At 70.4% G+C, this 23,238-nt stretch carries 24 protein-coding genes and 1 pseudogene; 12 read left to right on the forward strand and 13 right to left on the reverse strand.

Going from position 1 to position 23,238, the window contains the following annotated elements; all coding sequences use genetic code 11:
• Positions 1–2,010 carry an APC family permease gene (locus RT2_RS07615; RefSeq protein WP_072843975.1) on the reverse strand — a complete coding sequence of 670 codons (2,010 nt, stop codon included), beginning with the start codon at positions 2,008–2,010 and terminating at the stop codon, positions 1–3.
• A 207-nt stretch (positions 2,011–2,217) separates the two neighbouring features.
• Here RT2_RS07615 and RT2_RS07620 point away from each other — a divergent pair, with 207 nt between their 5' ends.
• Positions 2,218–2,883 carry a potassium channel family protein gene (locus tag RT2_RS07620; protein ID WP_072843976.1) on the forward strand — a complete coding sequence of 222 codons (666 nt, stop codon included), beginning with the start codon at positions 2,218–2,220 and terminating at the stop codon, positions 2,881–2,883.
• Positions 2,884–2,968: 85 nt separating this feature from the next.
• Complete coding sequence (locus tag RT2_RS07625) at positions 2,969–3,637, forward strand: potassium channel family protein (protein ID WP_072843977.1); 669 nt, start codon at positions 2,969–2,971, stop codon at positions 3,635–3,637.
• A gap of 125 nt (positions 3,638–3,762) precedes the next feature.
• Here the strand turns inward: RT2_RS07625 and RT2_RS07630 are convergent, their stop codons facing one another.
• The 3 genes from RT2_RS07630 to RT2_RS07640 form a co-directional block, all read right to left on the reverse strand.
• Positions 3,763–4,725 (reverse strand): pirin family protein, encoded by a 963-nt coding sequence (locus RT2_RS07630; protein ID WP_072843978.1) that lies wholly within the window; start codon positions 4,723–4,725, stop codon positions 3,763–3,765.
• A gap of 171 nt (positions 4,726–4,896) precedes the next feature.
• On the reverse strand, positions 4,897–5,616 hold the full coding sequence (locus RT2_RS07635; RefSeq protein ID WP_245709167.1) for a DUF3159 domain-containing protein: 720 nt from the start codon (positions 5,614–5,616) through the stop codon (positions 4,897–4,899).
• 31 nt (positions 5,617–5,647) lie between these two features.
• Positions 5,648–6,028: an OB-fold nucleic acid binding domain-containing protein gene (locus RT2_RS07640; protein WP_072843982.1), complete on the reverse strand. Its 381-nt coding sequence runs from the start codon at positions 6,026–6,028 to the stop codon at positions 5,648–5,650.
• Positions 6,029–6,165: 137 nt separating this feature from the next.
• Between RT2_RS07640 and RT2_RS07645 the strand changes: the two genes are divergently transcribed.
• A complete protein-coding gene (locus tag RT2_RS07645; protein ID WP_072843984.1) occupies positions 6,166–6,888 on the forward strand; it encodes an alpha/beta fold hydrolase in 723 nt (240 codons plus the stop codon).
• Between the two features lie 32 nt (positions 6,889–6,920).
• On the opposite strand, the gene RT2_RS07650 is transcribed toward RT2_RS07645, so the two are convergent.
• Together RT2_RS07650 and dut are read right to left on the reverse strand one after the other, a co-directional pair.
• On the reverse strand, positions 6,921–7,778 hold the full coding sequence (locus tag RT2_RS07650) for a DUF3710 domain-containing protein (protein WP_072843985.1): 858 nt from the start codon (positions 7,776–7,778) through the stop codon (positions 6,921–6,923).
• Positions 7,778–8,314, reverse strand: coding sequence for a dUTP diphosphatase (gene dut, locus RT2_RS07655; protein WP_072843986.1), 537 nt, complete (start codon positions 8,312–8,314; stop codon positions 7,778–7,780). Before dut ends, RT2_RS07650 begins: the two co-directional genes overlap by 1 nt.
• Between dut and RT2_RS07660 the strand changes: the two genes are divergently transcribed.
• Positions 8,294–8,803: a DUF3093 domain-containing protein gene (locus RT2_RS07660; RefSeq protein ID WP_072843988.1), complete on the forward strand. Its 510-nt coding sequence runs from the start codon at positions 8,294–8,296 to the stop codon at positions 8,801–8,803. The genes dut and RT2_RS07660 overlap by 21 nt on opposite strands.
• Before the next feature lie 201 nt (positions 8,804–9,004).
• On the opposite strand, the gene RT2_RS07665 is transcribed toward RT2_RS07660, so the two are convergent.
• Positions 9,005–9,307, reverse strand: a complete 303-nt coding sequence (locus RT2_RS07665) for a DUF4193 domain-containing protein (protein ID WP_072843989.1) — start codon at positions 9,305–9,307, stop codon at positions 9,005–9,007.
• A gap of 497 nt (positions 9,308–9,804) precedes the next feature.
• Here RT2_RS07665 and cei point away from each other — a divergent pair, with 497 nt between their 5' ends.
• Entirely contained in the window at positions 9,805–10,494 is a 690-nt protein-coding gene (gene cei / locus RT2_RS07670) for an envelope integrity protein Cei (RefSeq protein ID WP_072843990.1), read from the forward strand.
• Positions 10,495–10,525: 31 nt separating this feature from the next.
• Here the strand turns inward: cei and RT2_RS07675 are convergent, their stop codons facing one another.
• Positions 10,526–11,398, reverse strand: coding sequence for an inositol monophosphatase family protein (locus RT2_RS07675; RefSeq protein ID WP_072844239.1), 873 nt, complete (start codon positions 11,396–11,398; stop codon positions 10,526–10,528).
• Positions 11,399–11,535: 137 nt separating this feature from the next.
• Here RT2_RS07675 and ppgK point away from each other — a divergent pair, with 137 nt between their 5' ends.
• Positions 11,536–12,348: a polyphosphate--glucose phosphotransferase gene (gene ppgK, locus RT2_RS07680; protein ID WP_083577171.1), complete on the forward strand. Its 813-nt coding sequence runs from the start codon at positions 11,536–11,538 to the stop codon at positions 12,346–12,348.
• 195 nt (positions 12,349–12,543) lie between these two features.
• Positions 12,544–13,947, forward strand: a pseudogene (locus RT2_RS07685) (RNA polymerase sigma factor); the annotation flags it as partial.
• Between the two features lie 79 nt (positions 13,948–14,026).
• On the opposite strand, the gene RT2_RS07690 reads toward RT2_RS07685, so the two are convergent.
• The 3 genes from RT2_RS07690 to RT2_RS07700 form a co-directional block, all read right to left on the reverse strand.
• Positions 14,027–15,238 carry a cation:proton antiporter gene (locus RT2_RS07690; RefSeq protein ID WP_072843992.1) on the reverse strand — a complete coding sequence of 404 codons (1,212 nt, stop codon included), beginning with the start codon at positions 15,236–15,238 and terminating at the stop codon, positions 14,027–14,029.
• Positions 15,239–15,278: 40 nt separating this feature from the next.
• Positions 15,279–15,761: a cation:proton antiporter regulatory subunit gene (locus tag RT2_RS07695; protein ID WP_072843994.1), complete on the reverse strand. Its 483-nt coding sequence runs from the start codon at positions 15,759–15,761 to the stop codon at positions 15,279–15,281.
• Positions 15,762–15,859: 98 nt separating this feature from the next.
• The gene (locus RT2_RS07700) at positions 15,860–16,216 is read right to left on the reverse strand and encodes a DUF952 domain-containing protein (RefSeq protein ID WP_072843996.1); all 357 of its coding nucleotides are present in this window, start codon (positions 16,214–16,216) and stop codon (positions 15,860–15,862) included.
• 200 nt (positions 16,217–16,416) lie between these two features.
• On the opposite strand from RT2_RS07700, the gene RT2_RS07705 reads away from it, so the two are divergent.
• Complete coding sequence (locus RT2_RS07705; protein ID WP_072843998.1) at positions 16,417–16,617, forward strand: DUF7455 domain-containing protein; 201 nt, start codon at positions 16,417–16,419, stop codon at positions 16,615–16,617.
• A gap of 131 nt (positions 16,618–16,748) precedes the next feature.
• Here the strand turns inward: RT2_RS07705 and RT2_RS07710 are convergent, their stop codons facing one another.
• Positions 16,749–18,482, reverse strand: coding sequence for a DEAD/DEAH box helicase (locus RT2_RS07710; RefSeq protein WP_083577175.1), 1,734 nt, complete (start codon positions 18,480–18,482; stop codon positions 16,749–16,751).
• Positions 18,483–18,772: 290 nt separating this feature from the next.
• On the opposite strand from RT2_RS07710, the gene RT2_RS07715 reads away from it, so the two are divergent.
• Positions 18,773–19,873 carry a YihY/virulence factor BrkB family protein gene (locus RT2_RS07715; protein ID WP_072844242.1) on the forward strand — a complete coding sequence of 367 codons (1,101 nt, stop codon included), beginning with the start codon at positions 18,773–18,775 and terminating at the stop codon, positions 19,871–19,873.
• Here the strand turns inward: RT2_RS07715 and RT2_RS07720 are convergent.
• Positions 19,846–20,082, reverse strand: coding sequence for a DUF3039 domain-containing protein (locus RT2_RS07720; protein ID WP_072844000.1), 237 nt, complete (start codon positions 20,080–20,082; stop codon positions 19,846–19,848). The two genes, RT2_RS07715 and RT2_RS07720, sit on opposite strands and share 28 nt — an antisense overlap.
• An 80-nt stretch (positions 20,083–20,162) precedes the next feature.
• On the opposite strand from RT2_RS07720, the gene RT2_RS07725 reads away from it, so the two are divergent.
• The 3 genes from RT2_RS07725 (at position 20,163) to RT2_RS07735 (ending at position 23,210) form a co-directional block, all read left to right on the forward strand.
• A complete protein-coding gene (locus RT2_RS07725) occupies positions 20,163–20,534 on the forward strand; it encodes a DUF3099 domain-containing protein (RefSeq protein WP_072844002.1) in 372 nt (123 codons plus the stop codon).
• Between the two features lie 56 nt (positions 20,535–20,590).
• Positions 20,591–22,096 carry a DUF7782 domain-containing protein gene (locus RT2_RS07730; protein ID WP_072844004.1) on the forward strand — a complete coding sequence of 502 codons (1,506 nt, stop codon included), beginning with the start codon at positions 20,591–20,593 and terminating at the stop codon, positions 22,094–22,096.
• 142 nt (positions 22,097–22,238) lie between these two features.
• Positions 22,239–23,210 (forward strand): sigma-70 family RNA polymerase sigma factor, encoded by a 972-nt coding sequence (locus tag RT2_RS07735; RefSeq protein ID WP_072844006.1) that lies wholly within the window; start codon positions 22,239–22,241, stop codon positions 23,208–23,210.
• Positions 23,211–23,238 lie beyond the last annotated feature (28 nt).

The following is a 23,238-nucleotide window of genomic DNA, read 5'->3' on the forward strand; positions in this document are numbered from 1 at the left end:
CTACTTGCCTTCCGGTGCGTCGAAACCCCGACGCGTCGCGCCCGGTGCCGCCGACGGTTCGACCCGTCGGGCGCGTTCACGGGCCTTCTCCGACGAACTGAGCTGCCAGGGCACGCTGGTGACCATCACGCCGGGCTGGAACAGCAGCCGGCTCTTGAGCCGCAGCGCGCTCTGGTTGTGCAGGATCTGCTCCCACCAGTGCCCGACCACGTACTCGGGGATGAAGACCGTCACCACGTCCCGCGGCGAGTCCCGACGGACCCGCCGGACGTAGTCCAGGATCGGCTTGGTGATCTCCCGGTACGGGGACTCGATCACCTTGAGCGGCACCGTGACGTCGCTGCGCTCCCACTCGCGCACCAGGGCACGGGTGTCCGGCTCGTCGACGTTGACCGTCACCGCCTCGAGGGTGTCCGGCCGGGTGGCGCGGGCGTAGGCCAGCGCGCGCATCGTCGGCATGTGCAGCTTGGACACCAGGACGATCGAGTGGGTCCGACTGGGCAGCACGCCGTCCCACTCCTGCTCGTCCAGTTCGGCGGCGACGTTGTCGTAGTGCCGCCGGATCGACTTCATCACCAGGAAGATCGCGATCATCGCGACGATCGCGATCCAGGCGCCGGCGGCGAACTTGGTGAGCAGCACGATGATCAGCACCGCGCCGGTCATGGCCAGGCCGATCGAGTTGATCACCCGGGAACGATGCATGCGCCGGCGCTGCGCCGGATCGGTCTCGGACTTCAGGTGCCGGGTCCAGTGCCGGATCATGCCGGTCTGGCTGAGTACGAACGAGACGAAGACGCCGACGATGTAGAGCTGGATCAGCTTGGTGACCTCGGCCCCGAACACCACCACGAACGCGATCGCCGCGCCGGAGAGGAACAGGATGCCGTTGCTGAACGCGAGCCGGTCGCCGCGGGTGTGCAGCTGGCGGGGCAGGTAGCGGTCCTGGGCCAGGATGGAGCCGAGCACCGGGAAGCCGTTGAAGGCCGTGTTGGCGGCCAGCACCAGGATCAGCGCGGTGACGATCGCGATGAAGTAGAAGCCGATCGGGAAGCCGGCGAACACCGCCTCCGCCAGCTGCGCGATGAGCGTCTTCTGCTGGTAGCCCTCGGGCGCGCCGACCAACTGCTCCGCAGGGTTGTGGGCGTACACGATCCCGATCTTCTGGGCCAGGATGATGATGCCCATCAGCAGCACGATCGCAAAGGTGCCGAGCAGCAGCAGCGTGGTCGCGGCGTTGCGGGACTTAGGCTTCTGGAATGCGGGAACGCCGTTGCTGATCGCCTCGACGCCGGTCAGCGCGGCACAGCCCGAGGAGAACGCGCGGGCAATCAGAAACGCGAACGCGATCCCGTACAGGTGCTGGTCCTCGGCGTTCAGGACGAACCCGGACGAGACCGCGCGCACGTCGTCACCGAGCACGTAGATCCGGAACAGCCCCCATCCGAGCATCACGAACATACCCACGATGAAGGCGTAGGTCGGGAGCGCAAACGCGGTGCCGGACTCCCGGATGCCGCGCAGGTTGATGGCGGTGAGCAGCACGATGGCGGCGACCGCGAACAGCACCTTGTGGGTCGCGACGAACGGCACCGCCGAACCGATGTTGGACGCCGCCGAGGAGATCGAGACCGCCACGGTGAGCACGTAGTCGACCATCAGGGCGCTGCCGACGGTCAGCCCGGCATTCGGACCGAGGTTGGTCGTCGCCACCTCGTAGTCGCCGCCGCCGGACGGGTAGGCGTGCACGTTCTGGCGGTAACTCGCCACCACAACCGCCATCACGACGCAGACGGCGAGGCCGATCCACGGGGTGTACGCATATGCCGAGATGCCGGCCACCGACAGCACCAGGAAGATCTCCTCGGGTGCGTAGGCGACCGACGACATCGCATCGGATGCGAACACGGGCAGCGCAATCCGCTTCGGCAAGAGGGTGTGCCCCAGCTTGTCGCTTCGGAACGGTCTACCCACCAACAGCCGCTTCGTGGCGGTCGAGAGCTTTGACACTGGCAAAGCGTAAGCCGTCGGAACCGATCCAGTGCCATCGCACGCCAACTCGCGGTCCAATACGGACAACGGCACGGGCCGGCGACAGGCGAATACCGACGGCACGCGGCACCGCCGCGGCGGGGGCGGTAGCGTTCCACCGACCGGTCGCCGCCACCGCGGCGACCCCAACCAGAGCGTCGGGAGACCGACGAGCGGAGGCCAGCGGTGTATGTAGTCGTGATGGGGTGCGGCCGAGTCGGATCTGCCCTCGCGGCGGGTCTGAGCCGGATCGGCCACGAGGTCGCAATCATCGACCGGGACCCCGAGTCGTTCCGCCGGCTCGACCCCGAGTTCACCGGCACGCGGGTGGTCGGCATGGGATTCGACCGCGACGTGCTGATCAAGGCCGGCATCGAGCGGGCCGAGGCGTTCGCGGCGGTGTCCTCCGGCGACAACTCGAACATCATCTCCGCCCGGGTGGCCCGGGAGACCTTCGGCGTCAGCCGGGTCGTCGCGCGGATCTACGACGCCAAGCGCGCCGCCGTGTACGAACGCCTGGGCATCCCGACCGTCGCGACCGTGCCGTGGACGACCGACCGGTTCCTGCACCACCTCACCCGGGAGTCCGACACCACCAAGTGGCGCGATCCCACCGGCACCGTGGAGGTGGCCGAACTCGCGTTGCACGAGGACTGGGTGGGGCACTCGGTCGCGGAGCTCGAGGAATTCACCGCCTCGCGGGTGGCCTTCCTGATCCGGTTCGGCACCGGCGTGTTGCCGGACCGCAAGACCGTCATCCAGGCCGACGACCAGGTGTACGTCGCCGCGGTGTCGGGGCGGGCCGCCGAGGCCCTCGCCCTGGCCGCGACCCCGCCGCCGGTGGACGCGTGAGCGCCCCCGCCGCGGCAGCGGCAGTGGCATCAGCCGCGGCGCCGGCCGTGACCTGTCCGTCCACCAACCTGATCGGAGGGACCCGATGAGGGTCGCAATCGCTGGAGCCGGTGCCGTCGGGCGGTCGATCGCCCGCGAGCTGATCCGCAGCGAGCACCACGTCATGTTGCTCGAACGCAAGCTCGAGCACGTCGAGCCCGATGTCCTGCCCGAGGCGCTGTGGGTGCACGCCGACGCCTGCGAGCTCGCGCTGCTCGAGGCGGCGAAGCTCGAGTCCTACGACGTGATGATCGCGGCGACCGGCGACGACAAGGCGAACATCGTGGTCAGCCTGCTCGCCAAGACCGAGTTCGCGGTCCGGCGCGTCGTTGCGCGGGTCAACGACCCCCGCAACGAGTGGCTCTTCGACGAGTCCTGGGGCGTCGACGTCGCGGTGTCGACGCCGCGGATGCTGGCCTCGCTGGTCGAGGAGGCCGTCTCCGTGGGTGACCTCGTCCGCCTGATGACCTTCCGGCAGGGCCAGGCGAACCTGGTGGAGATCACCCTGTCCGACGACACCCCGCTGGCCGGCAAGCCGGTGCGAAAGATCCAGCTGCCCCGCGACGCCGCCCTGGTGACCATCCTGCGCGGCGGCCGGGTGATCGTGCCGCAGCCCGACGACCCGATCGAGGGCGGAGACGAGCTGCTGTTCGTGGCGTCCCACGAGGTGGAGGACGAACTGCGCGAGGCGGTCGGTGTCCGGCGCCTGAGCTGACGGCCCCGTTCCGTTCGGCGAAGTCCCCGCCGACCGGTCCCCTATGTCACATTTGGTGTCCCTGGATACCGAATGTGACATAGGGGAGCGCGTAGGAGCGGAGCCTGCGGAGCGACCGGCTCCGGTCAGCGGGTGCGGCCGCCCGGCTTCAACGCTCCCGGCGGCAGTGCCGGCGCGGGCAGCTGCGGACCGTCGTAGGCGTTGACCACCCCGAATCCGGTGCCGCTCGAGTACTCGGTTCGGGCGGCGACGATCTCCTCGTGGCTGCGGGCCACGAAGTTCCACCACATCACGATCTGCTCCTCGAACGGTTCGCCGCCGAGCAGCATGACCCGCGATTCCACCTCGCCGTGCACGGCGAGCTCGGTGCGTCCGCAGCCGAGGTAGAGCATCGACCCCGGCCCGACCTGGACCCCGTCGAAGACGACGACGCCCGACATCACGAGCACCGCATGCTCGAAGTCACGCTCGAGGGGCAACCGGGCGGTCACCCCGCTGCCGACGGCAAGGTCGGCGCCGACCAGCGGGCTGAAGGTGGTGCCCGGCGAGCGGGCCCCGTCCACCTCGCCCAGGATCACCGTGGTGTGGTGGCCCCGCCCGGAGAGCGCCGGCAGCTCGGCGTGGTGCTCCCAGGACGGCGCGGTGAAGCGGTCCCGGTCCGGCAGTGCCACCCACAGCTGGACGCCGTGCAGGAGCGGGCTGTGCCCGGCGGGGCTGTGCTCGGCGTGGGAGATGGCCCGACCCGACGTCATCAACCCCAGCTCGCCGGGACAGAACTGCTGGTCGCTGCCGATGCTGTCGCGGTGCCGGATCTCCCCCTCCAGCAGCCAACTGACGGTCTGCAGGCCGGTGTGCGGGTGCGGCGGCACCGCCATGCCGGGCTCGGACTCGATGTCGTCGGGACCGTAGTGGTCGACGAAGCACCACGCGCCGACGAGGCGCCGGCCCAGGTTCGGCAGTATCCGGCGGACCGGCGTGTTGCCCAACATCACCTCGCGGCCCGCGTACGTCTCCAGAACCGGGGTGGCTGCCGTGTCACCGAGCCCGCCGCAGACGGTCTCGCGGGGCGCGGTTTCCAGGTTGCTCATGCCTCGACGGTACGGGCGTCGTCAAGGCCTGCGAGGGGCGCACCGAGCGAATGGAAATGGACGTTTGTTTCATTAATCGGCGGACCGATTGGAGCGTGTAGCAGAAATTGCCGGCGATATACCGGGACATCCGATTTTCAATTCACAACGACACGCAATTGTGAGGTCCGTCTACCTGTCGCGGGAATTCCCGGTCTCGGTCCCGTCGACGTCGGAGACATCACTTTCGGCCTCCGCAACTGCCGTGTCGGCACTCGCCGCGTCGTCGGCATCGAGGCCGGCCGCGTCCACCACCCGGTCGGCCCGCCGGACCGCCCACACCGTGACCACCATGACCAGGGCCGTCAACGGCCAGCCCATCGCGATCCGGGAGAAGGCCAGCCAGCCGGTGTGGTCGGTGTCGTAGAGCTGCGACTGCACCAGGTACCGGGCGCCGAAGACCAGCGCCCAAGCCGCGGTCGCGATGTCGTAGGCCCGCACCGCTGGTCGGGCGCGTCGCCAACTGTTGCCGTGGCCGTTGAGGAAGCCCCACAGCACACCGACCAGGGGCCAGCGCGCGAGGATCGACACCAGGAACACCCCGGCGTACAGCAGGCTGGTGTAGATCCCGAACAGGAAGTAGCCCTTGGCGTCACCGGTCCGGTGCGCGATGAAGGCGCACACACCGACACCGATGAAGCCGGAGATCGCCGGCTGGACGGTCCCCTTGACCGCCAGGCGCCACACGAGGACGACAGCCGCCGCGCCGAGCGCGGCCCAGATCGCGGCGGTCAGCCCCCAGATGCTGTTGACCGGCACGAACAGCAGGATGGGCAGGGTCGAGTAGACCAACCCACTGATCCCGCCGAGTTGCTCGAGGATGGTCTGCTGATCCCGCTGCGCGTCTGCCACCACACGAGGGTGCCACAGACGGGCGACTGGGTTACGAGTCGCCTTGCAGCTCGTAGTAGGGGTTGTAGATGACCTTCAGCCCGTTGCGGTCGCCGAGGCGCCCTCGGACCAGGATCTTCTTCCCCGATTCGATGCCCGCGATGCGGCGGCGACCGAACCACACCAGGGTCACCGCGTCGGTGCCGTCGAAGAACTCGGCCTCCACGCTGGCGGCCGACGCCTTGGGACAGGCCGCGACCGCGCGCAGCCGCCCGTACATGGTGACCTCTTCACCACAAGCACAGTCACGGGCGCGTTGAGCGCCCGACGCATGTGCCGACTCGGCCATCATCTCCTCGGCATCGAGCTGATCGATGTCCTCGGTGAGTCGATGGGTGAGCCGACGGAAGTAGCCGGTGGCCGCGAGTGCCATAACGCGCTCCTGGAGCATGTGCGGGGCGACGGTCGCTCCGCGTGAAAGGGCTGTATATCCGCAACTGTAGCCCCGATCGCAGACGTCAACCCACACCGCCCGAGTGACCCGCCTCACGCACGAGGCAGTATCGACGTATGCCACATCAGAAGTTGCCGCCCGTCGCGGTGGTCCTGCCCGGAACCGGATCCGACGCCGCCTTCGCCACGAGGGCGTTCACCGACGCGTTGTCGCAGGTGGGAGTGCGGGTGATCGCGGTCGAACCGAATCCGCGGCGGGTGGTCGGCAGCTACCTCGACGCCCTCGACGAGGCGGCCGCGGAGCACGGCTCGATCCTCGCCGGCGGCGTCTCCATCGGCGCCGCCGTGGCCCTCGCCTGGGCCGCCGAACACCCGTCCCGCACGGCGGGCGTGCTGGCGGCGCTGCCGGCCTGGACCGGGTCCCCGGAAGGCGCACCCGCGGCCATGAGCGCCGCCTACACGGCCGGCCGACTCCGGGCCGAAGGCCTCGACGCCGTCACCTCGGCGATGATCGAGACCAGCCCGGCCTGGCTGGGCGGTGAACTCGAGCGGTCCTGGCGCTCGCAGTGGCCGCACCTGCCGTCGGCTCTGGACGAGGCGTCCGGCTACCGGGGGCTGACCGAGGCGGAGATGGCACGGATGACGGTTCCCGTCGGCATCTGTGCGGCGACCGACGACCCGGTTCACCCGCACGAGGTGGCCTCGGAGTGGGCGGCGGCGCTGCCCGTCGCCGCCGTCGCGACGACCACCCTGGACGCGATCGGCGCCGATGCCGGGGTGCTGGGACGGGCCTGCCTGACGGCCCTGAGCGACGCCCTGTCCCGGCGGCCCGTGGGCTGACCGGCCCCCGCCCCTAGCTGCTGACTCGGCGCCTAATGGCCGAGCTGCTGCATGGCCGATCCCCCGCCGCCCGGACGCTGTTCGGGCGGCTGGACGGCCGGTTCCTCGGGCAGCACGGCGGCCTGCTCGGGCACCGGCGGCTGCTGTTGCTGCTGTTGCTGCTGGACCTGCTGTTGTTGCTGCTGCGCGAGCTCCTGCTCCTGCTGGGCCTGCAACTGCTGCTGCTGCGCCGCGATCAACTGCTCCGCGAGCATCTGCGGCAGCACCACGGGCAACGGGGTGCGCACCGGGTGCGGCTCGTCGCCGCGCTGGACGACGGTGTCGCGCAGGACCTCCCGCGCCGACTCGGCGAGCGGCGAGTCCAGGCCCACGGACCCGGCCGGACCGGCCACGACGCACCGGATCATCCACCGGTAACCGTCCACGCCGATGAAGCGCAGGTCCGCACCGGGGGTGACGGCGTGCAGCTCACGTCCCCAGGGACCGGATTCCACGCTCACCGCGGCGTTGTCGTTGCGCAGCGAGTCGGCCAGGTCCGCGGCGACCTCGCGCCACTGACCGGCGGACTTCGGCGCGGCGTACGCCGCCACCGTGATCCGACCCAGCACGGTCACCAGGTGGACGGCCTGGGGCGTGCCGTCCGGCGCCATCTCCACCTGGATCTGGCCGCCCTCGGGCATCGGCACCAGCACCGACCCGAGGTCGAGGCGAGGGCCGTTCTCGCCCTCGGTCGGCTCCGCGCCGTCGAGGTCCGCCAGGTCGTAGGGGCCGCGGTCCTCGACACCCGTCGGCGCGTCCACGTCGACCTCCGCCGCGGCATCGTCGCGCAGGTCCGCGAAACGGTCCGCTGCCGCGTCCTGCGCAGCGTCCTTCTTCTTACGTCCGAACATCAATGCGCCTCTTCCTGGGGCAGTGCCGACACCGCATGCAGGATCGCATGACCGCCGGTGGAGCCGTGACCTGCCTCACCCCGACTGGTCTCGTCGAGCGAGTCGACCTCGACGAAGGTGACCAACTCGACGCGCTGGACCAGCAGCTGAGCGATGCGGTCGCCGCGCCGGATCTCGACCGCGGTGCGAGTGTCGTGGTTGATCAGGCAGACCTTGATCTCCCCGCGGTAGCCGGCATCGACCGTGCCGGGCGTGTTGACCACCGACAATCCGGACTTTGCGGCCAGGCCGGAACGGGGATGGATCAGCCCGACCGTGCCGACCGGCAGCGCAATGGCGATGCCGGTGCCGACCAGCACGCGTTCGCCTGGCTCGATGGTCACATCGACGGTCGAACACAGGTCGACGCCGGCGTCCCCCTCGTGCGCCCGTGTCGGGACCGGCATCTGGGGATCGAGGCGCAGCAGCTCGATGGCAGGAAGATCGTTCACGTGCACCGAGACTACTCTGGATGCGTGCCCGAGAACCCGCAACATGCCCCTGCCGCCTCCCACGACCCGGCCACCGCGCCGCGGTACTCCGAACGCCTGTGGGTTCCGATCTGGTGGTGGCTCGCCGGCCTCGGGGTGGCCGGCCTGCTGGCCGCCGAGATCCACATGGGCGCGCCCGGACTGTTCGCCTGGCTGCCCTACGTGCTGCTGTTCCCGTTCCCGGTGTGGGGACTGCTGTGGCTCAGCCGCCTCCGCGTCGAGGTCGTCGACGGGGCGCCCGGCAGCCCGGGTGAACTCCGCGTCGGCCGGGCCCGGCTGCCGCTCGACGTCATCTCCCGGGTCGCGGTGGTTCCCGGCACCGCGAAGTCCGCGGCCCTGGGGCGTCAGCTCGACCCGACCGCCTTCGTCCAGCACCGGACCTGGGTCAAGCCGATGGTGCTGATCGTGCTCGACGACCCGGAGGATCCGACGCCGTACTGGCTGGTCAGCACGCGTCACCCGGAGAAGCTCGCGGCGGAACTCGGCGGCCGCTGACCGCGCCCCCCGCTCGACCCGGAGCGGCCCGATCGAAGAACGAGAGCGGTGCCCGGCCATGGAGGCCGGGCACCGCTCTCGTGGTTCGGGGCACGCGCGCGCATCTGGGCTGGATGCGGCCGCGCTACGCCACGGCCGGACCCGTCACGGTCCGGCCACAGCACACGGCGCCACTCGCACCGCGGCACGTCTGCATCGTCGTCAGGCGGCGCAGTCCATGCAGATCAGCACGCCGTCGGCGTCGCTGGCGAGCCTGCTCCGGTGGTGCACCAGGAAGCAGCTCGAGCAGGTGAACTCGTCGGCCTGCTTCGGTACGACCCGGACGGACAGTTCTTCGCCGGACAGATCCGCGCCGGGCAGCTCGAAGGACTCCGCCGTATCCGACTCGTCGACGTCGACCACCGCGGACTGTGCCTCGTTGCGCCGAGCCTTCAACTCCTCGAGTGAATCCTCCGATACCTCGTCGGATTCCGAACGCCTCGGTGCGTCGTAGTCGGTTGCCATCTCGTCTTCCCCTCGTCCTCTCTGATGATTCGATCCCGTTCACCGCGTCCCGTGGGACACGTGGCTGCATAACGCGTTGGTTCCCGAAATGGTGCCCAGAAGTTAACGTCAGCAAATATGACTTGTGCCACATTCACAGTCGACTCCCAACTATCGACACCCACGTTCTGTCAGCATGGGGCCGCCAGACAATAGCCGAACTCGGCGCAAATGTCGCAGTCCTATTCGTCGAGGCCCGAAAACCGTCCGACAATCGAGATAAACGCCGACGGGAAGCGAGACATTCCGGGCATCGTGACGGCCGCCGCCGCCGCCCGCCGCGACGCGCCGACCCGCGCCGGACGCCAGGCTCACGGCTCTCTAAGCTGTCCTTCTCTACAGTGGGTCGAGCTTTGCGCTGGGACTCGTTCCCGAGCACCATCCAGCGAGTTGCACCCAGCGAGTCGGTCGCCGCCTGCGGTAACCGGCACCCGAACACCGAGAGGTCAGGACGAATCGTGGTTTCACTGATCGCCGATGGGCACAGCAGCGACGAGAACGGCCGGCCGTTCCGACGCCGTCGCGCCCTGCCCGTCGTCGCCCTGCTCGGCGTTCTCGCGGTGCTCGGCTCCGTCCTGTGGTTCCGGATCCTCACCAAGGACGAGGTGCTCTCCGCCACGGTCACCTGCAACCTGCCGCAGACACCCGCGACACTGGACCCGGACGCGCCCGCCCCGCAGCCACTCGGCGCGAAGGTCAATCCCGACACCATGCTCGACGTCGAACCGGCCGCGCTGTCGGCCACCCGGGTCCGGGTGTTCAACGCGAACGGCGAGCGCGGTCAGGCCGCCCACGTCGCCTCGCAGCTGAGCGACTACGGATTCGCCAGCGCCCCCGACGTGCAGGTCGGCAACGACCCCGTCTACGTCGACCAGAACATGCAGTGCCAGGGCCAGATCCGGTTCGGCCCGAACGGAATGGCGGCGGCCAGCACGCTGTGGCTGATCGAGCCCTGCGCCGAGCTCATCCAGGACGAGCGCGCGGACGACAGCGTGGACCTGGCGCTGGGAACCTACTTCCGGGAACTGCAGCCGAACACCGACGCCGAGGAGGTGCTCGCCTCGCTGAAGAACCCCGCGCCCGGCGGAAGCGCCACGGCGCCGGTGGACATCGACCTGCTCAAGGCAGCCCGCACCACGCGCTGCTGAGCCGCCCCGGGCTGCGTCGGCCCGGCGACCCTCACGCCGGGATCGGCGCGAACACCCCCAGCTCGTCAAACATCGCGTCCAACTCGGCCGCGATGCCGGGTGCGGCGGCGACTGTCACCAGCCCGTCGTCGCTGGTCGAGTCCGGCGCGGGCAGTCGCACCTCCGCTCCCGCCTCCGACGCGATCAGCGCGCCCGCCGCCCAGTCCCAGGGGCTCAGGCCGTGCTCGAAGTGCGCGTCCACCCGGCCGGTCGCGACCATGCACAGGTCCAGCGCCGCGGACCCGATCCGGCGGATGTCACGCACCCGCGGCAGCACCGACGCGATCAACTCGCCCTGCCGGACGCGACGGCTCCGCGCGTACCCGAACCCGGTGGCCAGCAACGCCATTGACACGTCGGTGACCGGGTTGCAGCGCAGCGCGTGCACCTCGCCGGACGCCTCGTGCAGGCTGGCACCGCCACCCCGGGCGGCGGAGTAGACCGCGCCCGCCGCGACGTCGACCACGGCACCGGCCACGGAGACGCCGTCGACCTGCGCCGCGACCGACACCGCGAAAGCCGGGATCCCGTAGAGGAAGTTCACGGTGCCGTCGATGGGGTCGACGATCCACTGCACCCCGTCGACCCTGCCCGCGGCTCCCCCGCCCTCCTCGCCGAGTATCGCGTCCGCCGGGCGCCATCGGGCCAGCAGAGCGCGGACAAGCTCCTCCGTCTCGGTGTCGACGACGGTGACCGGGTCGGTCGGTGTGGACTTCGTCGCCACCGCCTCGTCGGTCTCGGCGGCGCCTCCGCCGACCGCGCCGAACACCTCGGGACGACGGACCCGCACGTGCTGGGCAGCCTCGACGGCGATCCGGACCGCCACGCCGCGCAACACCTCCGGGTCGTCGGAACCGGCCGACAGGTCGGGCGCCGGGAGAGCTCGGACAGCGGGATGGTTCTCGAAAAGTGGCACGCCCCATGGTGCCTCACCTCGATCCGGCCGCGCGAGTTCTTCCCTGGCCGTGCCGGCCGCAGGGTGCGGCCACTATGGTGGCCCCCATGGCTGAATCGGTGAACGACCTGTCCCCCGCCGTCGCGGCGGCCTCGGCGGGCGACGTCTCGGGGCGACGCGGGTTCGGCGTCGACGTCGGCGGCAGCGGCGTCAAGGGGGGTCTGGTCGACCTCGAGACCGGCGAGTTGATCGGTGACCGGATCAAGATCGAGACGCCGCAGCCCGCCACCCCCGACGCCATCGCCGCCACCGTCCGCGAGATCGTCACGCAGGCCGGCTGGGACGGCGAGGTCGGGCTCACGCTGCCCTCGGTGGTCACCGACGGCGTCGCACGGACCGCGGCGAACATCGACAAGTCCTGGATCGGCACCGACGCACGGGCCCTGTTCTCCGCGGCACTCAGCGGTCGCCCCGTGACCGTCCTCAACGACGCCGACGCGGCGGGCATCGCGGAGGACCGCTACGGCGCCGGCAAGGACGTCGACGGCGTCGTCGTGCTGCTGACCTTCGGCACCGGCATCGGCTCGGCGATCCTGCACCACGGCGTCCTGCTGCCGAACACCGAGCTCGGACACATGGAGGTGGACGGCAAGGAGGCCGAGCACCGGGCCGCGTCCTCGGTCAAGGAGCAGCAGGACCTGTCCTACAAGGACTGGTCGAAGGAGGTCACGCGGGTGCTGACCCGGTTCGAGGACCTGCTGTGGCCGGACCTGTTCATCGCAGGTGGCGGCATCAGCCGCAAGGGCGAGAAGTGGATTCCGCACCTGACGAACCGGACCCCGGTGGTGGCCGCCACGCTGCGCAACACCGCCGGCATCGTGGGCGCCGCGCTCGCCGCCCAGTCCACCCCGGCCCGCTGAACGGGCTGCGCCGCGCCGGCCTCCCGACCCCGCGGCGCTGCCTCTCGACCCCCGCAGCGCAGCGTCTCGACCCCGGAGCACACGCCCCGATCACCGCGTCGACCAGCATCTGGACATCAACGCCCGAATCGATAGTTACAATGGTGGGGCCCGGCTCGATGCCGGCGAAACTCAACTGACCTCTCCGCCGGAAAATCACTCTGGCGTGACGCCGCACGACACCGTCACGAAAGGGCGTACGTGGCCGCCACCGATACAAGTCAGACCGCCGAACCGAGCACCGAATCGGCGTCCGCCGAGGCGGCCACGGGCACCGCACCTGCGAAGAAGGCTGCAGCGAAGAAGGCCCCCGCGAAGAAGGCGCCGGCCAAGAAGGCCCCCGCCAAGAAGGCCGCCGCGAAGAAGGCCCCCGCCAAGAAGACGGCCGCGAAGAAGGCCCCCGCCAAGAAGGCCGCCGCGAAGGGTGACCCCGAGGGCCACGAGGACAACATCGACATGGCCGACCTCGAGGTCCCCGAGGGCGACCTCACCGACGAGGTGGTCGAGGTCGTCGCCGTCGAGGAGGACGAGGAAGAGACCGCCGAGCCGACCGAGAAGGACAAGGCCTCCGGAGACTTCGTCTGGGACGAGGAAGAGTCCGAGGCACTGCGCCAGGCGCGCAAGGACGCCGAGCTCACCGCGTCGGCCGACTCGGTCCGCGCGTACCTCAAGCAGATCGGCAAGGTCGCCCTCCTCAACGCCGAGGAGGAGGTCGAGCTCGCCAAGCGCATCGAGGCCGGTCTGTTCGCGACGCACAAGATGGGCAAGATGGCGGAGGCCGGCGAGAAGCCGACCCCCACCGATCGTCGCAACCTGAACTGGATCACCCGCGACGGCAACCGCGCCAAGAACCACCTGCTCGAGGCGAACCTTCGCCTCGTCGTCTCGCTGGCCAAGCGCTACACCGGTCGCGGCATGGCGTTCCTGGACCTGATCCAGGAGGGCAACCTCGGACTGATCCGCGCGGTCGAGAAGTTCGACTACACCAAGGGTTACAAGTTCTCCACGTACGCCACGTGGTGGATTCGCCAGGCGATCACCCGCGCGATGGCCGACCAGGCCCGCACCATCCGTATCCCGGTGCACATGGTCGAGGTCATCAACAAGCTCGGCCGCATCCAGCGTGAGCTGCTCCAGGACCTGGGCCGCGAGCCCACGCCCGAGGAGCTCGCCAAGGAAATGGACATCACGCCCGAGAAGGTGCTGGAGATCCAGCAGTACGCGCGTGAGCCCATCTCGCTCGACCAGACGATCGGCGACGAGGGCGACAGCCAGCTCGGCGACTTCATCGAGGACTCCGAGGCCGTGGTCGCGGTGGACGCGGTCTCGTTCACCCTGCTGCAGGACCAGCTGGCATCGGTGCTCGAGACGCTCTCCGAGCGCGAAGCCGGCGTCGTGCGCCTGCGCTTCGGTCTCACCGACGGCCAGCCGCGCACTTTAGACGAAATCGGTCAGGTCTACGGCGTCACGCGTGAGCGGATCCGCCAGATCGAGTCGAAGACGATGTCGAAGCTACGCCACCCGTCGCGTTCGCAGGTGCTCCGGGACTACCTGGACTAATCGGTCCCGACCAGACGACGAATGCCCCGTCACCGCGAAGGTGGCGGGGCATTCGTGTGTCCGGTCGACGGGTGCGGGCTCAGTCGCCGGCGGGCACCGGAGTGACGCCGGGACCGCCCGTCGAGCCCGGCACCAGGCGCAGCACCGCGCGGGCCGTCGGTTCGACCACCCGGGCGGCCACGGGACCGAGCACGGCCATCAGCAGCACGTAGGCGGTCGCGAGGGCCGCCAACTCCCCCTCGACCGCGCCGGCGGAGACCGCGAGCCCGGCGATGACGATCGAGAACTCGCCGCGGGCCACCAGCGCGGCGCCGGCCCGGGCCTGGCCCATCCTGGCGATCCCCTGCCGCCGCGCGGCCCACACCCCGGTCGCCACCTTGGTGAGGGTGGTGACCACCGCCAGCACCACCGCCCACCCCAGCACGGGCGGGATGGTGCCGGGATCGGTGTTCAGGCCGAACACGACGAAGAACATCGCCGCAAACAGGTCCCGTAGCGGCTCGAGCACCTTGGTGGCGTTGCGCGCGGTCGACCCCGAAATCGCGATGCCGAGCAGGAACGCCCCGACCGCCGCCGACACCTGCATCGCCGACGCGAGGCCCGCGACCAGCAACGCCGCGCCGAGCAGCTTGAGGAGGAAGACCTCCTTGTCCTTGCTGTCGACGACCGCGGACACGACGTGGCCGTACTTGAGCGCGATGACGAGCACCAGGGTGACCACGCACAGCGAGATGCCTACCGCCTTGAGGCCGCCGAGCAGGCTCACCCCGGCCAGCAGGGCGGTGAGGATGGGGAGGTAGACGGCCATCGCCAGGTCCTCGAACACCAGGATGGACAGCACCACCGGCGTCTCCCTGTTGCCGAGGCGGCCCAGGTCCCCGAGCACCTTGGCCACGATCCCCGACGACGAGATGTAGGTGACGCCCGCCATCACCATGGCCCCGACGGGACCCCAGCCGAGCATCAACGCGACCAGCGCTCCGGGTGTCGCATTCAGCACCAGGTCCAGGACGCCGCCCATCCAGGACTTGCGCAGCCCGGTCATCAGCTCCGATGCCGTGTACTCGAGGCCGAGCAGCAACAGCAGCAGCACCACGCCGATCTCGCTGGCCAGGTGCGAGAACGAGCCGATGTCACCGAGTTCGAGGAAGCCGCCCTCCCCGAAGCAGAGCCCGCCGACCAGGTACAGCGGAATCGGCGAGAGCCCGATCCGGCCGGCCAGCCGGCCGAGCACACCCAGGGCGAAGAACACCGCGCCGAGTTGGATCAGGGCCAGCGCGGTGCTGGTCACCGTCCACCCCGCGCAGGACTACCGGTGCGGAAGACCGACCTCATCCGTGATGCAGGATCTTCGTCGCACTGTCGAGGCCGTCGGCGGTGCCGACTGCCACCAGCAGGTCGCCCGCGGTGAGGTTGAAGTCCGGGGTCGGCGACGGGTATGCGTGCCCGGCGCGCATCACCGCGACCACGGACACCCCGGTCCGGGTCCGCAGTGCCGTCTCGCCCAGCGTCCGGCCGTCGAACGGGGAGTCGTCGACGATCGGCAGCTGCCGGGTGTTGATGCCGGCCAGCTCCCGGTGCTCCTCGCGCAGCTGCGCGACCAGCTGCGGGGCGCCCAGCAGATTCGCCAGCACCCCCGCCTCGTCACTGCTCAGCGGGATCGACGCCATGCACGCATCGGGGTCGTCCCGCTTCGAGATGATGAGGTCGGTCCCGCCGTCGCGATGACTGACGACACCGATGCGCCGCCCGGTGGTGGTCTCGAAGTCCTTGCGGATACCGATACCGGGAAGAGGGGTCACTTCCACGTTCATGCCACCACGGTAACCGTGTGCCGCCACCCGAGGGGAGGGAACCTCCCCGGCCGCCCGCCGGCGCCGCCCGCGACGCCCGGCGACGTCGTGCGCAGGCGCTACGCCGGCGGTCCGAATGCCCCGTCGGCGCCGGGCAGGTACTCGCGCACCTCGGTCACCGCGGCCACCGGGAGGGTCCCGTACAGGTGCGGGAACAGCATGGCGTCCGGGTCCCCGGGCACCCCCGGCTCCCAGCGGACCTCGGCGCCGAACCGGTCCGCGTCCAGGTGGAGCAGGACCAGGTCGGTGCGGCCGGCGAACAACCGGTTCGCGGGCAGGTGCACCTGCGCGGTGGTGGACAGGTGCACGAACCCGTCCGCGGCGTAGGTCTCGGGGACCCGCTCCCCCGCCCGCTGGGCCTGTCGCCACTGCTCGACCGTGCAGATGTGTACCAGGGTGTCCGTCCGATCCGTCACCTGCGAAGGCTATCGCCGAGCGCGGTATGACCTGCGTCACCGCGGCCGCGTGTTCCCTGTTAGAGAAACCACAAAGAAACGCTGCCGGGAACAACGACGGCACGCCAAACGTCTGACAGAGTGGATCCACCGCGCCAACCCGACGCGGCGGACCAGGCCCCAGGCGGCCGGCTAGGACCGGAAGCCAGTACGGAGGAGTCATGCCCGGAACACTGACCAGCCCCCCGTTGACCGCAGCCGACCGGTGCGACCGGTGCGGTGCAGGAGCCCGCGTCCGCGCGGTGTTGTCCTCTGGTGGTGAGCTTCTCTTCTGCCAGCACCACGCCAACGAGCACGAAGATCGACTTCGCTCGATGAACGCCACGATCGTCAGCGGCGTCCTCGACGAGGCAGCGATCTAGGCCGTCAGCGCCACCGGGCGCCCACGAGGGCCCCATACGACAAGCACGACACAGAGAGCCCGCACCGAACCGGTGCGGGCTCTCTGCTGTGTGTCTCCCCGACGCCGCTGCCACTACCCAGCGCGGCGCCGCTACCACTTACGCAGCGTGGCGATCCGCTCGGTCAGCTGCTCGACGGTCGCGATCGCGGTCGGCGGGCCGCCGCAGACCCGGCGCAGCTCCCCGTGGATCCAGCCGTGCGGCTTGCCGGTGCGGTGGTGCTGCATGGCGACCAGCCCGTTGAGTTCCTTGCGGAGCTCGGCCAGCTTCCCCGCCGAGGCCACCCGGTCCGCGACCGCGGTCGGCGCGGCGACGGTGGGCGCGGCCTGGCGGGCGGCGACCTTGTCGAGCTGAGTGGCCTGGCGTTCGCGCAGCAGCGCCCGCATCTGGTCGGCGTCGAGCAGGCCGGGCAGGCCGAGGTAGTCGGCCTCCTCGTCGCTGCCCGCGAAGGTGGCCGTCCCGAACGAGGAGCCGTCGTAGATCACCTGGTCCAGTTCGGCGTCGGCGCCGAGCGAGGTGAACGCCTTCTCCTCCTCGCCCGGCTCGTCCTTCTGCTTGTTGGCGTCGGCGAGCAGCTCGTCCTCGAGGCCGTCCTTCTCGCGGTGCGGCTTGCCGAGTACGTGGTCGCGCTGCACCTCGAGCTGGCTGGCCAGGTCGAGCAGGACCGGCACCGAGGGGACGAAGACGCTCGCCGTCTCGCCCTTGCGGCGCATCCGCACGAATCGGCCGATGGCCTGGGCGAAGTACAGCGGCGTCGAGGCGCTGGTGGCGTACACACCGACCGCGAGGCGGGGCACGTCGACGCCCTCGGACACCATCCGCACCGCGACCATCCAGGCGTCGGTGCTGGCACTGAACTCGGCGATGCGCTTGGACGCCGTCGGGTCGTCGGAGAGCACCAGGGTCGGCGTCGTCCCGGTGATGGTCTCGAGGATCTTCGCGTAGGCCCGGGCCACGGTCTGGTCGGTCGCGATCACGAGGCCGCCCGCGTCCGGTATGCCGCCGGCCCGCAGCTGTCCGAGCCGGGTGTTGGCCGCGGTCAGCACCGCCGGGATCCAGTCGCCGGTCGGGTCCAGCGCGGTACGCCAGGCCCGTGCGGTCTGCTCGGCGTTGAGAGGCTCGCCGAGCCGGGCGGTGAACTCCTCGCCCGCGCTGGTGCGCCAGCGCGCCTCGCCCGAGTACGCCAGGAACACGACGGGCCGCACGACGCCGTCGGCGAGCGCGTCGGAGTATCCGTAGGCGTGGTCCGCCTTGGACCGCAGCAGCCCCTCCCGGTCCGGCTCGTACTGGATGAACGGGATGGCGCTGTCGTCGCTGCGGAACGGGGTACCGGTGAGGGCAAGCCGCCGGGTCGCCGGGTCGTAGGCCTCCCGGATCGCCTCACCCCAGCTCTTGGCGTCGCCGCCGTGGTGGATCTCGTCGAGGATCACCAGGGTGCGGCGGTTCTCGGTGCGGACCCGGTGCCGGGTGGGGTGCGAGGCCACCTGCGCATAGGTCACCACCACACCGTGGTAGTCCGATGACGTCTGCCCGGTCGAGTTGGAGAAGTTCGAGTCCAGTGCGATGCCCATGCGCGCCGCCGACTCGGCCCACTGGTGCTTGAGGTGCTCGGTCGGCGCGACCACCGTGACCTCGTCCACAGTGCGGTCGCCGAGCAGTTCGGCCGCCACGCGGAGCGCGAAGGTGGTCTTGCCCGCGCCGGGGGTGGCTACGGCGAGGAAGTCGCGAGGTTTGGTCGCCAGGTACTTCGTGAGGGCACGGCGCTGCCACGCTCGAAGGGTGGCGACGGGTGCGGGTGGCGGAGATTCGGCGTTACCCGTGAGCACTGTCGCTTTCGCTCCTTCTGGTCTGCTGTCGGTCGCGATGGAGCCTAACCCTGACGACCGACCTTCTCCGCATCCCCGACACGCCGCCCGCGGGTCCGCCGCGTGTCGCGGTGGCAGAATTTTCCCGACACGGCCACCGCAATCGGCGGCCCCGACCGGCAGTCAGGAATGCTGGACTCACCATGAGTGAACCGATCCCGGGAGAGCGCGCCGGCACGCCGCCGGCCGCGCGGGTCGGCGCACCCGCGGCGACGGAGCCGCCCGAGGGCAGCGCACTGCGCCTGGTGTGGATGGTCGTCGCCCGTACCGCCGTCAAGGCGTGGGGGGACTCGATCTTCGGCAAGGCCGCGACCGCCGCGTTCTGGCAGACGCTGTCCCTTCCGCCGCTGCTCCTGGGCCTGCTGGGCACCCTCGGCTACGTCGGCGGCTGGTTCGGCCCGGACACCGTCGACATCATCGAGTCCAAGATCATCACCTTCAGCCACACCGTGTTCAGCGAGAACGTCGTCGACCAGATCATCCGGCCGACCGTCACCGACGTCCTGGGCCGCGGACGGCCCGAGGTGGTCTCGGCCGGCTTCCTGCTGTCGCTGTGGGCGGGCTCGTCGGCGATCTCCACGTTCGTCGACTCGATCGTGGAGGCACACGGGCAGAAGGACGCCCGCAACCCGGTGTGGCAGCGGATCTTCGCGCTGCTGCTCTACGTGATGTTTCTCATCGTGTCGATGTTCGTGCTGCCGTTGGTGGCGCTGGGGCCGACGCTCATCGGCCAGGCACTGCCCGAGGCCTGGTACGAGGTCGGCTCGCAGACCATCGACACCTTCTACTACCCGGCGGTGGGCCTGCTGCTGATCGCCGGCCTGACCACGCTCTACAAGGTCGCGCTGCCCAAGTCCCTGCCCTGGCACCGACTGCTCGGCGGGTCGCTGCTGGCCGGGGTGTTCTTCATGGCGGCGAGCGCGTTGCTGCGCCGGTACCTGACCTGGATCACCGGCACCGGCTACACCTACGGCGCGTTGGCCGCGCCGATCGCCTTCCTGCTGTTCACGTTCTTCCTGGGGTTCGCCGTCGTGCTCGGCGCACAGTTCAACGCCACCATCCAGGAGTTCTGGCCCGCACGCGCCACCCGGATCGAGCAGATGCGTGAATGGCTGGCCGCCCAGGCTGCCGCGGCCGCGAGCGCGCCGCCCGGCACCTCCACGGGCCCGGTCACCGGCGCGGTGACCAACCTCACCTGGCGGCTGGCGACCGGCCCGATCCGTACCACCGGGACCGACCGCACCACCGGGACCGGTTCGGCGGCCGCCGAACCGGAAGGCCCGGTGCCACCGCCGCCTCCGGCCGCGGTGGCGGCTCAGTCGGCTCAGTCGCCCGCGCGCAACCCCTCGTAGATCTCCTTGCAGGCCGGGCACACCGGTGAACCCGGCTTCGCGGACTTGGTCACGGGAAACACCTCGCCGCACAGCGCGACGACATGGGTGCCCATGACCGCGCTCTCCGCGATCTTGTTCTTCTTCACGTAGTGGAAGAACTTGGGCGCGTCGTCGTCGGTCGACTCGTCGGTGGTGGTGTCGGGACGTTCCTTGGTCTGGGTGCTCACCCCACCATGATGACGCATTCGCCCCCTGGTCGGCGAGACCCGGTAGTGCATCGGGGCCGCCGGAGTGGGAGGCTGGAGTAATGGCAGCCAGTTCGGGATTCTTCCGGCCCACCGACAACGGCGGCGGCGACGACGCGGCCCGCAATCCGGTCCTCATCACCGACGCGGCCCAGTCCTTCCAGGACCAGCAGCACGCCCGGGTGCGCAAGTACACGATCCTGATGGCCTTCCGCATCCCCGCGCTGGTACTCGCCGCGATCGCCTACGGCGAGTGGCACAACGGCTGGATCAGCCTGCTGATCATCGGCGCCTCGATCCCCCTGCCGTGGATCGCCGTGCTGATCGCCAACGACCGTCCGCCCCGCCGCTCGGACGAGCCTCGCCGCTACGACCACCGCCCCCCGACGTCGCCACAGATCGAACCCGGAAACCGTCACACCATCGAGGGCTGAGCGCTCCTCGGGTCCGCGCGGGCAGAGGCCGGCCCGGGCCCTGCGAGACTGTGCGGGTGAACCGCGAACTGCTCTCCCTCTGCGGCCCGCTGCGCGAGGCCCTCCGCCGTACCGAGTACACCGCCGACGCGCTGCTCGACGCGCTGGGCCCGCAGGCCCACGACGCACTCGGACGCAACGAGCCGGTGCCGGTGCGGCGGGCCACCCGAGACGCCGGCGGCCTCGGCGTCCTGACCAGGCTTTTCCTCCTCGGCGACGACTGCCCGGCCACCGAGGTCGCGGCGGCGCTGGCCCCCGTCGACCTCGACCACGCGGTCGCGGCAGGACTGCTCGAGCGCGACGGCGACGAGGTCCGCGCGGCGCTCGACCTGCGCCCCCTCGACCTCGGCGCCGGCAACCGCTGGGTGATCTCCGATCTCGACGGCGCGCTCCGGCCCCGGCAGACCGCCCCGGACCACGTCCTCGGCGTCGGGCACGCCTCGCTCTCGCTGCTGCGCGGCACTCCCACGGCCCCGGCCGGCTCGGTGCTCGACATCGGCACGGGCTGCGGCATCCAGGCGCTGCACGCCACCGGCTACGGCACGTCGGTGACCGCGACGGACGTGAACCTGCGGGCCCTCGACCTCTCGGCGGCGACGTTCGCGCTCAACGACGTGGACGTCGACCTGCTCGCCGGGTCCTGGTACGAGCCGGTGGCGGGACGCCGGTTCGACCGCATCGTCGCCAACCCGCCGTTCGTTGTCGGCCGGGCCCGCGTCGAGCACACCTACCGCGACTCCGGGCTCGACCTGGACGGCGCCAGCGAACTGATGATCTCGCGGACCCTCGACCACCTCGAGCCGGGCGGCACCGCGTCCATGCTGGCCTCGTGGGTGCACGTCGCCGGCGAGGACTGGCGCTCCCGCGTGGCGTCGTGGCTGCCCGCGCACGGCGTGGACGCCTGGGTTGTGCAACGCGACGTCGCGGATCCCGCCCTGTACGTCGGCACCTGGATGCGCGACGCCGGACTCGACCCGCGTGACCCGGCCACCGCCGCCCAGGCCGACGCCTGGCTGACGCACTTCGAGGAGAGCGACGTCGAGGGCATCGGTTTCGGGTTCGTCTACCTGCGCCGCACCGACGAGGTCAGCGACGTGATGGCCGAGGACCTGCGGCACGGCTACACCGACCCGCTCGGCGACGAGGCCTTCGGCTACTTCGACCGGGTGCGGTGGCTGCGGGATCGGGACGTGCTCGAGCACCGGTTCCTGGTCGCCGACTCGACCGCACTCGAGCGGGTGTACCTGCCCGGCGAGGAGGGCTGGCGTCAGGTGGTCGCGCGGGTGCACCGCGGCGACGGCCCGAACTGGCAGCACGAGGTGGACGACCTGGCGGCGGCGTTGCTCGGCGGAATGCAGCCCGGCGGTCTGGCGTTGGAGGAACTGGTCGAGTTGCTCGCGGCCGCGCACGGCGAGGACGCAACCGACCTTGCGGCGGCCGCGGCGCCCCTCGTCCACTCCCTGGTGCGGCACGGGCTGGTGCTGCCCGACGGCGTGGGCTCCGACCGGTTCCCGGCGAACTAGCGGATCGTCGCCTTCTCAGCAAGTTCTCAGGACCGCCCCCACGTAACGCCAGGTCAGAGACATTGTGACGCAGGTCTCGCGGGAACTTTGGGTGGCAAATCGGCGTTGAGCCATATGAGAGACGCCGATGAGGAGGCAGGCCATGACGAGCCCCACCACCACCGAACGAGCGCGGCCCACCGCCGAGGATCTGGACGCCCAGAGCCCGGCCGCAGACCTGGTCCGGGTGTACCTGAACGGAATCGGGCGCACCGCGCTGCTGACCGCGGCGGAAGAGGTCGAGTTGGCCAAGCGCATCGAGGCGGGGTTGTACGCTGCCCACGTCCTCGACACCCGCAAACGACTCACCCCCGCCAAGAAGCGGGATCTTGCCACCGTTGTCCGTCAGGGACAGTCGGCACGAAGCCACCTGCTCGAGGCCAACCTGCGCCTCGTGGTCTCCCTCGCCAAGCGCTACACCGGACGAGGCATGCCGCTGCTGGACCTGATCCAGGAGGGCAACCTGGGGCTGATCCGCGCGATGGAGAAGTTCGACTACGCCAAGGGCTTCAAGTTCTCGACCTACGCCACCTGGTGGATCCGGCAGGCCATCACCCGCGGCATGGCCGACCAGTCCCGCACCATCCGGCTCCCCGTGCACCTGGTCGAGCAGGTCAACAAGTTGGCCCGGATCAAGCGGGAACTGCACCAGCAGCTCGGCCGCGAGGCCACCGACGACGAGTTGTCGAGCGAGTCCGGCATCCCGGTCGCGAAGATCGCGGACCTGCTCGACCACAGCCGTGACCCGGTCAGCCTGGACATGCCGGTCGGCAGCGACGAGGAGGCGCCGCTCGGCGACTTCATCGAGGACTCCGAGGCGACGTCCGCGGAGAACGCCGTCATCGCGGGCCTGCTGCACAGCGACATCCGCAGCGTCCTGGGCACCCTCGACGAGCGCGAGCAGCAGGTCATCCGGCTGCGCTACGGGCTCGACGACGGGCAGCCGCGCACCCTCGACCAGATCGGCAAGATCTTCGGCCTCTCCCGCGAGCGGGTGCGTCAGATCGAGCGCGAGGTCATGGGCAAGCTCCGGCAGGGCGACCGCGCCGAGCGGTTGCGCTCCTACGCGAGCTGACCTCCGCACAGGGCCAGCGGGCCGGCGA

Origin of the sequence: Rhodococcus tukisamuensis NBRC 100609 (assembly GCF_001894985.1) — a bacterium.
GTDB classification, from domain to species: Bacteria; Actinomycetota; Actinomycetes; order Mycobacteriales; family Mycobacteriaceae; genus Rhodococcus_G; species Rhodococcus_G tukisamuensis.